The sequence below is a fragment of the Delftia tsuruhatensis NBRC 16741 genome (assembly GCF_001571325.1).
Taxonomy (GTDB): domain Bacteria; phylum Pseudomonadota; class Gammaproteobacteria; order Burkholderiales; family Burkholderiaceae_C; genus Comamonas; species Comamonas tsuruhatensis.
Genome location: NZ_BCTO01000044.1, coordinates 39,640 through 53,531, shown reverse-complemented (window position 1 = coordinate 53,531; position 13,892 = coordinate 39,640). Strand labels below are relative to the sequence as shown.

Sequence of the window (13,892 nt, the reverse complement as noted above, 5' to 3'; positions counted from 1 at the left end):
CAGGCAAAGACAACAAGACAACAAGGCCATGGGCTGGAACAGAAAAGCATGGGGGCCGGTGGTGCCACGCCCCGCGCCTGCGGACATGTGGCGCGTGGCCATGGGCTCCATCGTGGGCATGGGGCTGGCCACGGCCCTGGTCTGGCTGGCGCATGCGGGCACCTGGGATCTTCCCCTGCGCCTGTTCGCGCCGCTGGGCGCCACGGCCGTGCTGCTGTTCGCCGTGCCCACCAGCCCGCTGGCCCAGCCCTGGTCCTGCGTGGTGGGCAATACGGTGTCTGCGCTCTGGGCCCTGTTCGTGCTGCAGTGGTGCCCGCCCCAGCTGGCGCCTGCGCTGGCCGTGGGTGGCGCCATAGGCTGCATGCTGCTGACGCGCTCGCTGCATCCGCCGGGTGGCGCCATGGCCCTGCTGACGGTGCTCAATGCCAAGGCCTCGCTGGCCGCCGGCTGGATGCTGCCCTTCGTGCCCGTGGGCGCGCTGACGCTGGCGCTGGTCCTGGCGGCCACGGCGCTCCACCGCGCCACGGGCCGGCGCTATCCCCACCATGCCGACACGGCGCCCAAGGCCTCGCCCGCCGATTCGGCCCATCGCCATGCCTCGCGCCTGGGCCTGTCCCATGCCGATCTGGAGGCGCTGCTGCTGCGCTTCGGCCAGGAAAACAACCTGGAAGCCGACGACCTGGCCGAGCTGCTGGCCGCCGCCGAGGAAACCGCCATCGAGCACCGCCTGGGCGGCGTGCGCTGCGCCCAGCTGATGACGCGCGATCCCGTGAGCTGCTCCTTGGACGACGACGTGCACGCCGTGGACGCACGCTTTCGCGCGCACCCGGCCAAGAGCCTGCCGGTGCTGGACGCCGATGGCGGCCTGGCCGGCACGGTCTCCCGTGCCGAGCTGTACGAGTGGCTGTGGATGAGTCCCGTGCGCCCGGCCGAATCTGCGGCAAAGCCTTCTTTGCTGAACTGGCTGGGCCAGCGCCTGCCCGGCAAGAGCCGGGCCGCGCCCCGCCTGTCGGAGCTGCCCCAGCTGGTTCATGCGCCTGAACTCAGCGTGGACGAAGACACGCCCGTGGGCCAGTTGCTGGACGCCCTGGCCCGGCACAGCGTGCCCTGCATTCCCGTGATGCGCGAAGGCCGGCTGACCGGCCTGATCACGCGCACGGACCTGATGCGGCTTCTGCTGCAGCCGGGCAGATAGGGCGAGCCGGCAATGCGCCAGTTTCAGGAAGTGCGCCCAAGCGCAGCATCCTGAAACCTGGCCATCAGAACAGCAGGCGGCAGCGGATGGTGCCGGGAACCTGGGTCAGTTTCTCGACCGCCAGGCCCGAGGACTGGGCCGCCAGGTCGATCACCACATAGCCCACCTTCTCGTCGGTGCGCAGGTACTGGCCGGCAATGTTGATGCCGTTCTCGGCAAACACCTGGTTGATGGCCGACAGCACGCCGGGCTGGTTGTGGTGCACGTGCAGGATGCGGTTCTGGCCGGGGTGGGCGGGCAGGGCCACTTCGGGGAAGTTCACCGCCGAGGTGGTGGTGCCGTTGTCGCTGTACTTGACCAGCTTCTCGGCCACTTCCAGGCCGATGTTGGCCTGGGCCTCCATGGTGGAGCCGCCCACGTGCGGGGTCAGGATGACGTTGTCCAGGCCGCGCAGGGGCGAGACGAATTCATCCTTGTTGCTGCGCGGCTCGGTGGGGAACACGTCGATGGCGGCGCCCAGCAGCTTGCCGGCCTTCAGGGCCTCGGCCAGCGGCTCGATTTCCACCACGGTGCCGCGCGAGGCATTGATCAGGATGGCGCCGGGCTTCATGGCCGCGATTTCCTTGGCGCCGATCATCCACTGGGTGGAGGGCAGCTCGGGCACGTGCAGGGTGACGATGTCGCTGCCGGCCAGCAGATCGGCCAGCGATGCGGCCTGGCGCGCATTGCCCAGCGGCAGCTTGGTGGACACGTCATGGAAGAGCACCTGCATGCCCACCGACTCGGCCATCACCGACAGCTGGGTGCCGATGGAGCCGTAGCCCACGATGCCCAGCGTCTTGCCGCGGATTTCGTAGGAGTTCTCGGCGCTCTTGAGCCAGCCGCCGCGGTGGGCGGAGGCGTTCTTGGCGGGCACGCCGCGCAGCAGCAGGATGGCTTCGGCCAGCACCAGCTCGGCCACCGAGCGCGTGTTGGAGTAAGGCGCGTTGAAGACCACCACGCCACGCTCGCGCGCCGCGTCCAGGTCCACCTGGTTGGTGCCGATGCAAAAGCAGCCCACGGCCACGAGCTTTTGCGCGGCGGCGAACACGTCGGCCGTCAGCTGCGTGCGCGAACGGATGCCGACGAAGTGCACGTCGGCGATCTTGCGCTTGAGCTCCTCGCCTTCCAGCGCGCCCGTCACGGTCTCCACATTGGTGTAGCCCGCGTTGCGCAGCACTTCGAGTGCGGAAGGATGGATGCCTTCGAGCAGCAGGAACTTGATCTTCGATTTATCCAGCGACGTTTTGGTCATGGGCAAGCCCTCTCTAGTCAGTCAGAAATCAAAGCGAGCATTACAGCGGATTCGGGAAGCCGCTACAGCCGGTAGGCCCAAAGCCAGCGCGCCCGCAAGCGGGAGAACCATGCGCCCTGCGGCCATGAATATCCCGCCATCCGGCAGACACCCATTGCAGGACGGCGCATGCCACGGGAGCACATGCACACTTCGAGATTGGCGCGAAATGTAAAACATTGAGAACCGGTGCGCCCGTGCGCGGCAGCCTTCCTAGAATTCGCGCGTCTGCGTCCGGTGCTTTCAAATCAATAGCAACAGAACAGGCCTGCAGGCGGGCCGGACGCGCCCTTGTTTTACGAACCAACCGAGGAATCCGATGATTACAAACATGCTGCGCAGGATCGAGGACCTGCTGGTGCAGGTGGTGCGCGTGGTGCTGCTGGTGTTCTCCCTGCTCGTGCTGATGGGCATGGCACTGTGGACCTGGGAGAGCTTCAGGCCCGGCAAGGCCGAGGCGCCCCAGGCCGTGGCCCAGGAATTGAACTGGAAGGACGCCAGGCCCGACCTGCAGTTCGTCGTGGACGAAACCAGCCGTGACCTGGGCGCGGGCGGCGGCGAACCCGCCATGGAAAAGCGCCTGGCCGATCCGGCGCTGCGCCCCGCCTTCCAGAAGGCCGACGCCCTGGTGCGCGCCTTCGTGAACAAGGATCCTGCGCGGCGCGAGCGCACCGAGCGGGACCACCAGGCCCGGGGCCTGGCACCGCTGCACCCGCTGCTGCAAGGCGACGCCCTGCCGTCCGAGGCCGATGTGCAGCGCCGCATCCAGGAGCGCGGCCAGCGCGAAGGCGATGCCGGGGCGGTGGATGCGGCGGCCGATGCGGCGGCCGATGCAGCGGCTGCCGCAGCCGCCTCCGCCGACGAGGAAGACAGCTGGATGGTCGATCCCGTGGATACCGCCGCCGCCATCCATGAGCGTGCCCAGGCCGCCGAGCTGGAACACGGCAAGGGCGCCTATGCGGCCTATGTGCAGGGCTTGCCCGCCGCGCTGGAGCAGGTCTTCGGCAATGCCGCGCTGGAGCCGCGGCTGCAGGCGCAGACGGCCCAGCAGATCCTGTCCACGGTGCTGCTGAACTACACGCTGTCCCTGGACAATGCGGCGCGCGCGCTGCGCGGCGAGGACAGCCACGGCAGCAGCTCCTGGAAGGAACGCTTCGGCGCCGTGGAGACGGCCTTCTGGAGCATGCTGATGTCATTCCTGGTGCTGGTGGTGATGGTGCTGGTCTTCATCCGCATGGAGCGCCACCTGCGCGTGATCAGCCAGCAGCATGGCCAGGCACCGCGCCAGCCCTGAGGCCTTGCGCTATCGTTGCCGCTTTCCTTTCTGCTTGCCGCCTATCCGCATGACACGCGACACCACCACCCCCATCCATCCGCAGTTCCTGGGCCGCATGTCGCCGCGCGCCTTCAGGCCCGAGGCACTGAGCCAGGCCCAGGTCGAGCAGCTGGCCGACGCCGCGCGCTGGGCGCCTTCGGCCAGCAACAAGCAGCCCTGGCACTTTGCCTATGCGCTGCGCGGCGATGCGAACTGGCAGGCCTTCAGCACCATCCCCAACGAGTTCAACCGCCGCTGGTGCCTGGAGGCGGGCGCGCTGATCGTGCTGATGTCCGACCGCCAGGCCTCGCCCGGCAAGCACAGCTTCGACGCGGGCTGCGCCTGGGGCTACCTGGCGCTGGAAGCCCATGCCATGGGCCTGGCCACGCACGCCATGGGCGGCTTCTCGGCCGACGCTGCACGCGAGGTGCTGCGCCTGCCCGAGCACCTGGAGCCCGAGGTGGTGATCGCCGTGGGCTGGCGCGGCGATGCAGCCGCCCTGCCCGACGATCTGCGCGAGCGCGAGGTGCCCACGCCGCGCAAGCCGCTGGCCGAAGTGCTGAGCGCCGGCCCCGTGGCCACGGGCGGCTGACGGCGGGTTCCAAGTCCTACGCCGCTTTGCGGGGATGCCCCGGATGGCCTGCCCAGGCCCCGGGGCTACACTGGCCCACAGGCCTGCGGCGCAGCAGGCGTCCATGACCCCAAGGAGTTGCCATGACACCATCCTCCAGCCCCAACCTCGACAAGCTGCGCAACATCGTCCAGAAGTTCGGCGCCAGCTCCTTCACCACGGACCAGGTGGCCAGCGAATACGACGACGCCCCGGCCACGGCGGAAAGCATCGAGCAGTTCGACGCCCTGCTGCAGCGCCATGCAGCCGTGCTGGGCATCCATTCCGTCCCCGGCAGCGGCGGCCAGGGCCACGGCGCCACCGTCTGGCAGCCGGCCTGAGCGCGCAGGCGGCGCAAAGCACGGCGCAGCTACACTCGCTGCGGCCGGCACGGTGTCGGCGCGCAGTTTCCTTTTGATGTCCTCACTCTCCCCCCATACCTGGCTGCAGCTGTCCGTGGCAGCCAGTGCCTTGCTGGTGCTCGCCTCCATCGGCTGGGTCTGGCACGGCACGCGCGCCCTGCCCGCGGATTCGCGCGATGGCCGCAGCGCCCGGCGCATGGCGGCCCTGTTCGCCCTGGGCGCCCTGGCCTGGCTGGCCTACGGCCTGTACACGGGCTATGCCGCGCTGTGGAAGGCAGACGCGCTGATGCTGTTCGCCCAGCAAGGCGCGCTGCTGCGCCTGCCGCTGCTGATCGGCGGACTGGCCTGGGTGGCCGCGCTGCTGGTCACGCGCGTGCTGCGCATGCTGGGCCGGGCCGGATCGGCATGAGCCGGCGCAGACCCCCACGGCGCTGAGCGCTCAGGGCGCCGCCACCTCCTTGGGCAGCACATAGGCACGCACGCTGTCGCCAGCCTTGGTGCCGGTCGAACCATGACCACCCGCCACCACCAGCAGGTACTGGCGCTGGTCCGTGCCCAGGTAGGTCATGGGCGTGGCCTGGCCGCCTGCGGGCAGGCGGTCCTGCCAGAGCTGGCGGCCGCTGTCCACGTCGTAGGCGCGTACATAGTTGTCCAGAGCCCCCGAGTAGAAGGCCACGCCGCCAGCGGTCACCACCGGGCCGCCAATGCCGGGCACGCCCATGCGAAAGCCCAGCGGCAGCGGGCTCAGGTCACGCGGCGTGCCGTTGCGGCGCTGCCAGACGATCTGGCCCGTGCGCAGGTCGGCGCCCGCCACAAAGCCCCAGGGCGGCGCCTGGCAGGGAATGCCCAGCGGCGAGACAAAGGGCTTGAGCCGCACCGCAAACGGTGCGCCGAAATTTTCGTTGAGCGCGGGCAGGCCGTCCTTGGGCGGTCCGCCATCCTGCACCAGCAGCGAGGTATCGTCCGCACGCGGCACCAGGGTGGAGACGAAGGCCAGCCGCGTGGGCGTGGCAAACACCACCTGCCGGCGCGGATCCACGGCCACGCCGCCCCAGTTGAAGACGCCGAAGTTGCCCGGATAGATCAGCGAGCCCTGCTCCGAGGGCGGCGTGAAGCGCCCCTCGTAGCGCAGCCGGTGGAAGGCCAGCCGGCACCACAGCTGCTCGAAGGGCGTGGCACCCCACATGTCGCGTTCGGTCAGGGCCGGGGGATTGAAGCTCAGCTGCGAATGCGGCTGCGTGGGCGCCGTGCGGTCGCCGCGTGCCGCGCCCTGCGGCGCAGCCACCTCGGTAACGGGCAGCAGCGGCTGGCCCGTGCGCCGGTCCAGCACGAACAGCTCGCCCTGCTTGGTGGGCTGCACCAGGGCGGGCACGCTGTGGCCGCCGATCTCCAGGTCGATCAGGCTGGGCTGCGAGGGTACGTCATAGTCCCAGAGATCGTGGTGCACGGTCTGGAACACCCAGCGCACGGCGCCCGTGGCGATGTCCAGAGCCACCACGGAGGACGAATACTGCTCGGCCTCGGCGCTGCGCCGGCCGCCCCATTGGTCGGGCGGCGCATTGCCCATGGGCACGAAGACGAGGCCCAGCGTCTCGTCCACGCTGGAGATGGACCAGCTGTTGGGCGAGCTGGGCACATAGGTCTGCCCTTCGGGCAGCGGCGTGCTGGTCGCTGGCCGCCCCGGGTCCCAGGCCCACAGCAGCGCACCCGAGCGGATGTCGAACGCACGGATCACCCCCGAAGGCTCGCGCGTGGAATGGTTGTCCAGCACCGTGCCGCCCACGATGATGCGGTCGCGCGCCACCACCACCGGCGAGGTCGAGTAGTACGAGCCCGGCTTGCGCTCGGGCATGCCCTGCCAGAGGTCGATCTGGCCCTGGCCGCCCGCCACGTTGCCGCAGGTCTGGCCGTCGGCGGGATTGAGGGCGACCACCTTGCCGTCGGCCGTGGCCATGAAGAGCTTGGCGGTACAGCGGCCATCATCGGAGGAAGGGGCCGGGGAGACCGAGGAAGCCGGATCAGCCTGTACCGCCTGTGCCGCCTGTGCGCCGGCCTTCCTTGCAGCCGGCGCCACCGCCGAATGCGTCTGCCCTGCCGCCGCATCGAACTGCGCGGCCGCCTGCGCCGACTGGTAGGACAGGCCCCGGCAGGTCAGGTGCTGCAGCGCCAGCCCCTTGGGCATGGGCAGGTCGCGCCGCCACAGCTGCTTGCCCGTGGTGGCATCGAGCGCAATCACCGACTGGTGGGGCGTGCACAGGAACAGGCGCTCGCCGATCTTCAGCGGCGTGACCTCGAACGTGGTTTCTTCGGGATCGCCGGGCTTGCCGCGCACATCGCCCGTGCGGAACTCCCAGGCCAATTGCAGCAGCCGCACGTTGTGCGGGCCGATCTGGCGCAGCGGCGAATAGCGCTGGCCCGCTCCGGTGCGGCCGTAGGCATGCCATTCGCCATCGGGCACGGCATCGGTGGCATCGCCCTGCAGCACCGGCGGGCTGCGCAGGCCGCCGGCCTCGGAGGCCACCATGGACATGTTCTGCACGGCCGTGACCTGGCCGTCGGCAGGCAGGTCCGACGCAGCGGCGGCCGCGCCCGCAAACTGGCCCTGGGTTTCATGGGCATCGCGCTGGCGCCCGAAGGACAGGCCCGCAAGAATGGCCGTGCCCAGCACCACCAGCGCCAGCGCCGCATGGGCCGGTGCCAGGCCCCGGTTCTGGCCCATGTCGGGCTCATGGCGCAGCGCACGCACCGACCAGGGCAGCACCAGCAGCAGGCCCATCAACCAGGGCACCCCCAGGCGCCCCGCCAGCGGCCACCAGTCCAACCCTATCTCCCAGACCGCCCACAGCGCGGTGCCCAGCAGCCACAGCGCAAACAGCCACAGCGCCATGGCCGAACGGCGCGCCACGCCCCACCCCACCACCAGCAGCAGCAGGCCGGCGATCACGTAGTAGCCGCTGCCGCCGGCCAGCAGGAGCTGGGCGCCGCCCCAGGACAGCCAGGCCCCGGCTGCCCACAGCAGCAAGGCCATCAACCAACGCCACACCGTCATGCTGCCTCCCTTGATGTCAGCCCGCAGACTCGATGCGCAAAGCCTAGCCCTGCATGCGGGCGCCGCATGCAGGACGAATTCGACTCAGCAAGCGTGCAACGAGAAGGAGGAAGGAAAGGAGGGGCAGGAAGAAGAAAGAACGCGGCGGCGGGCGCGGCGTTGGGCCTGCCTCAGCGGCGTGCGCTCGCAGCCCACAGCTGGCGCAGCTGCTGCAGCTCGGCATCGAAGCGCTCCTGGATGCGGCGCTTTTCCTGGTCCTGCTGCTGGACGAAGCGCTGCTGCTCCTCCTGCGAGGCCGTGTTCTCGTCGAGCTGGCGGCGCAGCGATGCCGGCGCCTTGGCGGGGTCTTTCCTGTAGAACTCCATCTCGGCATTCAGGGCCGTGCGCCGCGTCTGCAGTTCCTGCTGGCGCTGGCGCGCCACGGAGATGACCTGATCGACCTGGGAGATGGCCTCGGCACGCTCGGCATCGTGGGCGGCCTGGTTGGGGTAGCGCGTGATCAACGCCTTGTCGCGCGAGCGCTCCTCGCGCATGCGGCGCTGCTCTGCCTGGTCGCGGCGGCGCTGGGCGTCCAGTTCGGCGCGTTCGTTGTCGGTCAGCGTGGGGCCCACGCGGCGCAGCTCCACGCCGGAGTTGCCCAGCACGCGCTGGTCGCGGTCCACGCATTCGGCAATCGGGCGGTCGGCCGTCAGGCGGCGGCCACGGGCGTCGGTGCATGAATAGATGCCCGGCCCCAGGGGCACATCCTGGGCGAGCACGGCGCAGCCCAGCGTGGCCAAGCCCATGGCACACAGCAAGGATCGTGCATGCATCGCCCGCTTCATCAACCGCTCACCCCTTGTCGTTGACTCCATAACGCTGGCGGTAGGCCAGCACGCGCTCATGGTGGCCGCTGCCTGCGCTGCCACCTTGAATCTCAAGATAAAGCAATAAGTCTGCCAGTTTTGCAATAGTGCAGACCTGCATGCCCAGCTGGTTGCGCACGTACTGCACGGCGCTGTGGGGCACGTCCTGGCCATTTTCCGTGGCCATTTCCTGGCGGTCCAGCGCGATGGCCACGGCATGCGGCGTGGCACCGGCGGCGCGGATGATGGCGATGGACTCGCGCGCGGCCGTGCCGGCGCTCATCACGTCGTCCACGATCAGCACGCGGCCCTTGAGCGGCGCGCCCACCAGGGTGCCGCCCTCGCCGTGGTCCTTGGCTTCCTTGCGGTTGTACGCAAAGGGCTTGTTGATGCCCATGCGGGCCAGCTCCACCGCCACGGTGGCCGCCAGCGGGATACCCTTGTAGGCCGGGCCGAAGATCATGTCGAACTCGATGCCGCTGGCCGCAATGGCTTTTGCATAGAATTCGGCGAGACGGCCCATCTTGCCGCCGTCATCGAACAGGCCGGCATTGAAGAAGTACGGGCTCATGCGCCCGGCCTTGGTCTTGAACTCGCCGAAACGCAGCACCCCTGCGTCAACGGCGAATTGCACAAATTCCTGCGCCAGACGGCCTGCGTCATCGGCCTGCAGATTACTCACCACCATGGATTCATCCTTGTTCAAATTGACCAGCCTCAACCTCAACGGCATCCGCTCGGCCTCGACCAAGGGCGTCGAAGCCTGGATCGAGGCCACTGCGCCGGATTGTATTTGCGTGCAGGAAATCAAGGCCCAGGCCGCCGACATGACCGGACGCTTCGAGCTGCTGGCCGGCCTGCGCGGCCACTTCCACTACGCCGAGAAAAAGGGCTACTCGGGCGTGGGCGTCTACAGCCGCCACGAGCCCAGCGACGTCGTGGTCGGCTTCGGCTCGCACGAATTCGACGCCGAAGGCCGCTACGTGGAGGCGCGCTTCGACACGCCATCGCGCAAGCTGTCCATCATCAGCGCCTACTTTCCCAGCGGCAGCTCCGGCGAACTGCGCCAGACGGCCAAGTTCCGCTTCCTGGCCGAAATGCACGCCCACCTGATGCGCATGAAGGGCGAACGCGAGTTCATCCTCTGCGGCGACATCAACATCGCCCACCAGCAGATCGACCTCAAGAACTGGCGCAGCAACCAGAAAAACAGCGGTTTCACGCCCGAGGAACGCGAGTGGATGACAAAATTGTTGAACAAAACTGAGCCGACTGGCGGCCTGGTGGACGTTTATCGCCTGCTCCAGCCCGACACCACCGACACCTGCTACACATGGTGGAGCAACCGCGGCCAGGCCTACGCCAACAACGTGGGATGGCGCCTGGACTACCACCTGGCCACCCCCGCTACCGCCGCGCTGGCCCGCACCGAGAACATCTACAAGGATGTGAAGTTCTCGGACCATGCGCCGGTGACCATCGGCTACGACATGAAGCTGTGAGACGTTCAAGCAGGGCCTTGGGTCGCGGCGGTTTGACTCGTCGCGCTCTCATACAGACACTGTGCGCATGATCTTTATCTGAGGGTTCCGAGATGAAATCCATTGCTGTCTCCAGCGCCAAGCGGCCAATCCATCTCACGATCAATGCAGATCTGGTGACGCAGGCCAAGGCCTATACCGACAATCTCTCGGCCACCATGGAATCCCTGCTGGCCGAATACGTTGCCAGGCAGGAGGGCGCACAGCGTGAGCGCCAACGGCTTGCCGACGCCTGCGCCAGCGACTGGAACGCGGTCAACATCGCGGTGGGTTCGTTCGCAGACGAGCACTCGACGCTCTAGTGGCGCAATTCGACGTTCATCGCAACAAGGGAGCCTTGCGCGACTCGATTCCCTACGTCGTCGTGGTCCAGTCCTCGCTGTTTGACCGCTACCGCCGTCGCGTCGTGGTTCCACTGGTTCGGCAGAATCTGCTGCCGCACGGCACTCCAACCGTGGGTGCGAGGATGAATCCTGTGTTTGTCATTGAAGGCGTGCCGGTCGTCCTGCATGCCCTGGACATGGTTTCAGTCGCCCTGGATCAATTGGGTGAAGTGGTGGCCTCACTGGAGCATGAAGGCCAAGCCATCGCCGATGCGCTGGACGAATTGCTGACCCGGTCCGGGGGCTGACCCAAGATCGTTTTCAAGGAGGCCAGGGCTTGGGCCCTGCCCTCCTCGGACTTCAGCCCGGGCGCATGCCTCACTCCAGCGCCTTGCCCATGTCCTCCACCACCTTCTTGGCGTCGCCGAAGACCATCATGGTCTTGTCCATGTAGAAAAGCTCATTGTCCAGGCCCGCATAGCCGGCCGCCATGGAGCGCTTGTTGACGATCACCGTCTTGGCCTTGTAGGCCTCCAGGATGGGCATGCCGTAGATGGGGCTGCCCTTGACGTGCGCGGCGGGGTTCACCACGTCGTTGGCGCCCAGGATGATGGCCACGTCGGCCTGGCCGAACTCGCTGTTGATGTCCTCCATCTCGAAGACCTGGTCGTAGGGGACCTCGGCCTCGGCCAGCAGCACGTTCATGTGGCCGGGCATGCGGCCGGCCACCGGGTGGATGGCGTACTTCACCGTCACGCCGCGCTCGGTGAGCTTGTCGGCCAGCTCCTTGACCGCGTGCTGGGCACGCGCCACGGCCAGGCCGTAGCCGGGCACGATGACCACGGTCTCGGCATTGCCCAGGACGAAGGCCGCATCGTCGGCGCTGCCGCTTTTCACGTTGCGCTGCTGCTGGGAGCCTGCCGCCGCGCTGGTGGCCTCGCCGCCGAAGCCGCCCAGGATCACGCTGAAGAACGAGCGGTTCATGGCCTTGCACATGATGTAGCTCAGGATGGCGCCCGAGCTGCCCACCAGCGAACCCGCAATGATCAGCATGCTGTTGTTCAGCGAGAAGCCGATGCCCGCCGCCGCCCAGCCCGAGTAGCTGTTGAGCATGGACACGACCACCGGCATGTCCGCGCCGCCGATGGGAATGATCAGCAGCACGCCCAGCAGCAGTCCCAGGGCGATGACCAGCACGATGTCCATCCAGCTTTGGCTGTGCCAGAAGCCGAAGACGAAGAAGGCTGCTGCCAGCCCCAGCACGGCGTTGAGCGCATGCTGGCCCTTGAACTGCACGGGCGCGCCCTGGAACAGGCGGAACTTGTACTTGCCGCTGAGCTTGCCGAAGGCGATCACCGAGCCCGTGAAGGTCACGGCGCCGATGAAGGCGCCCAGCGCCAGCTCCACGCGGTTGCCGCCCGGGATGGCGCCGCCCTTGGCCGTGATGGCAAAGGCCCAGGGCTCGGCCACGGCGGCCACGGCGATGAACACCGCCGCCAGGCCGATCATGCTGTGCATGAAGGCCACCAGCTCGGGCATCTTGGTCATCTCCACGCGCTGGGCCATGACGGCACCGGCCGTGCCGCCGACCAGCAGGCCCAGCAGCACCCAGCCCAGCCCCAATGCATTGCCGCCGGCCAGCTGCACGATGAGCGCCGCCGTGGTCAGCACGGCGATCACCATGCCGGCCATGCCGAACAGGTTGCCCCGTATGGACGTGGTGGGATGCGACAGCCCCTTGAGCGCCTGGATGAAGCAGACGCTGGCCACCAGGTAGAGCAACGTGACGAGGTTCATGCTCATGACTGGCCCTCCGCCTTGGCATCCTTGCCGTCCTTGGCCGGAGCGCTCTTGCGCTCTTTCTTGCGGAACATCTCCAGCATGCGCCGCGTGACCAGGAAGCCGCCGAACACGTTGACCGCGGCCAGCGCCACGGCCAGCACGCCCACGGTCTTGCCCAGGCCCGTTTCCGTGAGCGCCGCCGCCAGCATGGCGCCGACGATGACGATGGCCGAGATGGCATTGGTCACCGCCATCAGCGGCGTGTGCAGCGCGGGCGTGACGGTCCACACCACGTGGTAGCCCACGTAGATGGCCAGCACGAAGATGATGAGATGGATGATGGTGGGGGATACGGCTTCCATGTCATTTCCTCCGCAGCTGGCCTTCATGGGCCATCAGGCACGCGGCCACGATGTCGTCCTCCATGTCCACATGCAGGGCGCCATCCTTGTTGATGATGAGCTTGAGAAAATCGAGCACATTGCGTGCATACAGGGCCGAGGCATCGGCCGCCACCAGCGCCGCCAGGTTGGTCAGGCCCACGATGGTCACGCCATGCGTGACCACGGTCATGCCGGCCTGGGTCAGCGGGCAGTTGCCGCCGCGCTCTGCCGCCAGGTCCACGATGACGGCGCCGGGCTTCATGGCCTGCACCATCTCGGCCGTGACCAGCACGGGAGCGGGCCGGCCCGGGATCAGCGCCGTGGTGATGACCACGTCGGCCTGGGCCACGCGCTTGGCGACCTCGGCCTTTTGCCGGTCCAGCCAGCTTTGCGGCATGGGGCGGGCGTAGCCGCCCACGCCTTCGGCGGCCTCCTTTTCCTCGGCCGTCTCGTAGGGCACGTCGATGAACTTCGCGCCCAGCGACTCGACCTGCTCGCGCACGCTGGGCCGCACATCGCTGGCCTCGATCACGGCGCCCAGGCGCTTGGCCGTGGCAATGGCCTGCAGGCCGGCCACGCCCACGCCCAGCACCACGACGCGCGCGGCCTTCACCGTGCCGGCCGCCGTCATCAGCATGGGAAAGAAGCGCTGGTACTGGTTGGCCGCAATCATCACGGCCTTGTAGCCGGCGATATTGGCCTGGCTGGACAGCACGTCCATGCTCTGCGCACGCGTGGTGCGCGGAGCCGCCTCCAGCGCATAGGCCGTGATGCCCGCATCGGCCAGGCGCTGCAGGCCTGCGGGCTGGAAGGGGTCCAGCATGCCGACCAGCGTTGCGCCCTTGCGGACCAGGGGCAGCTCATCCTCCGAAGGAATGCGCACCTTGAGCACAAGATCGGCGCCCAGGGCGCCTGCCGCATCGACGATCTCGGCGCCCGCTGCCTCGAACAAGGCATCGGGCACGCTGGCCGCCACTCCCGCTCCCGACTGCACGCGCAGCACATGGCCTTGCGCACGCAGCTTCTTGACGGTCTCGGGGGTCGCGGCCACCCGGGTTTCTCCTGCCATGGTCTCGGCAGGCACGCCAATCAACATACCGGTTCTCCCTCGCGTGATGCCGGTACCCGCCCTGCGCTGCATTGCGCAGGCGGCG

Annotated in this window: 15 protein-coding genes; 8 read left to right on the top strand and 7 right to left on the bottom strand. The window is 68.2% G+C overall.

The genetic code is table 11. The features are described from left to right. The first annotated feature begins 58 nt into the window (after window positions 1-58). Complete coding sequence (locus tag DTS01S_RS20945) at window positions 59-1,195, top strand: HPP family protein (protein ID WP_254788004.1); 1,137 nt, start codon at window positions 59-61, stop codon at window positions 1,193-1,195. Window positions 1,196-1,259: 64 nt separating this feature from the next. On the opposite strand, the gene serA is transcribed toward DTS01S_RS20945, so the two are convergent. Further along, window positions 1,260-2,489 (bottom strand): phosphoglycerate dehydrogenase, encoded by a 1,230-nt coding sequence (gene serA, locus DTS01S_RS20940; protein ID WP_061288666.1) that lies wholly within the window; start codon window positions 2,487-2,489, stop codon window positions 1,260-1,262. Between the two features lie 358 nt (window positions 2,490-2,847). On the opposite strand from serA, the gene DTS01S_RS20935 reads away from it, so the two are divergent. From DTS01S_RS20935 to DTS01S_RS20920, 4 genes are all read left to right on the top strand, one after another. After that, entirely contained in the window at window positions 2,848-3,822 is a 975-nt protein-coding gene (locus DTS01S_RS20935) for a hypothetical protein (protein WP_061288664.1), read from the top strand. 49 nt (window positions 3,823-3,871) lie between these two features. Continuing rightward, a complete protein-coding gene (locus DTS01S_RS20930; protein WP_061288690.1) occupies window positions 3,872-4,435 on the top strand; it encodes a nitroreductase family protein in 564 nt (187 codons plus the stop codon). A 122-nt stretch (window positions 4,436-4,557) separates the two neighbouring features. Continuing rightward, a complete protein-coding gene (locus DTS01S_RS20925) occupies window positions 4,558-4,794 on the top strand; it encodes a hypothetical protein (RefSeq protein ID WP_016448557.1) in 237 nt (78 codons plus the stop codon). A 76-nt stretch (window positions 4,795-4,870) separates the two neighbouring features. Then, the gene (locus DTS01S_RS20920) at window positions 4,871-5,224 is read left to right on the top strand and encodes a hypothetical protein (protein WP_016448558.1); all 354 of its coding nucleotides are present in this window, start codon (window positions 4,871-4,873) and stop codon (window positions 5,222-5,224) included. 30 nt (window positions 5,225-5,254) lie between these two features. Here DTS01S_RS20920 and DTS01S_RS20915 read toward each other — a convergent pair whose 3' ends face one another. From DTS01S_RS20915 to pyrE, 3 genes are all read right to left on the bottom strand, one after another. Next, window positions 5,255-7,864: a membrane-bound PQQ-dependent dehydrogenase, glucose/quinate/shikimate family gene (locus tag DTS01S_RS20915; RefSeq protein ID WP_061288663.1), complete on the bottom strand. Its 2,610-nt coding sequence runs from the start codon at window positions 7,862-7,864 to the stop codon at window positions 5,255-5,257. A 170-nt stretch (window positions 7,865-8,034) separates the two neighbouring features. Beyond that, a complete protein-coding gene (locus DTS01S_RS20910; RefSeq protein WP_016453597.1) occupies window positions 8,035-8,649 on the bottom strand; it encodes a hypothetical protein in 615 nt (204 codons plus the stop codon). 46 nt (window positions 8,650-8,695) lie between these two features. Then, window positions 8,696-9,397, bottom strand: a complete 702-nt coding sequence (gene pyrE, locus DTS01S_RS20905; RefSeq protein ID WP_016453598.1) for an orotate phosphoribosyltransferase — start codon at window positions 9,395-9,397, stop codon at window positions 8,696-8,698. A 10-nt stretch (window positions 9,398-9,407) separates the two neighbouring features. Here pyrE and DTS01S_RS20900 point away from each other — a divergent pair, with 10 nt between their 5' ends. From DTS01S_RS20900 to DTS01S_RS29870, 3 genes are all read left to right on the top strand, one after another. Continuing rightward, window positions 9,408-10,211, top strand: coding sequence for an exodeoxyribonuclease III (locus tag DTS01S_RS20900; RefSeq protein ID WP_016448562.1), 804 nt, complete (start codon window positions 9,408-9,410; stop codon window positions 10,209-10,211). Between the two features lie 92 nt (window positions 10,212-10,303). Continuing rightward, window positions 10,304-10,552, top strand: coding sequence for a type II toxin-antitoxin system CcdA family antitoxin (locus DTS01S_RS20895; protein ID WP_043791083.1), 249 nt, complete (start codon window positions 10,304-10,306; stop codon window positions 10,550-10,552). Further along, window positions 10,552-10,881 (top strand): CcdB family protein, encoded by a 330-nt coding sequence (locus tag DTS01S_RS29870; protein ID WP_074922594.1) that lies wholly within the window; start codon window positions 10,552-10,554, stop codon window positions 10,879-10,881. The genes DTS01S_RS20895 and DTS01S_RS29870 overlap by 1 nt, the downstream gene beginning before the upstream one ends. Window positions 10,882-10,951: 70 nt before the next feature. On the opposite strand, the gene DTS01S_RS20890 is transcribed toward DTS01S_RS29870, so the two are convergent. Genes DTS01S_RS20890 through DTS01S_RS20880 form a run of 3 tightly spaced genes read right to left on the bottom strand, consistent with a single transcriptional unit; the run spans window position 10,952 to window position 13,834 of the window. After that, window positions 10,952-12,376 carry an NAD(P)(+) transhydrogenase (Re/Si-specific) subunit beta gene (locus DTS01S_RS20890; protein ID WP_012202277.1) on the bottom strand — a complete coding sequence of 475 codons (1,425 nt, stop codon included), beginning with the start codon at window positions 12,374-12,376 and terminating at the stop codon, window positions 10,952-10,954. Then, entirely contained in the window at window positions 12,373-12,717 is a 345-nt protein-coding gene (locus DTS01S_RS20885) for an NAD(P) transhydrogenase subunit alpha (protein WP_061288662.1), read from the bottom strand. Before DTS01S_RS20885 ends, DTS01S_RS20890 begins: the two co-directional genes overlap by 4 nt. Window position 12,718: 1 nt before the next feature. Beyond that, a complete protein-coding gene (locus tag DTS01S_RS20880; protein ID WP_061288660.1) occupies window positions 12,719-13,834 on the bottom strand; it encodes a Re/Si-specific NAD(P)(+) transhydrogenase subunit alpha in 1,116 nt (371 codons plus the stop codon). Window positions 13,835-13,892 lie beyond the last annotated feature (58 nt).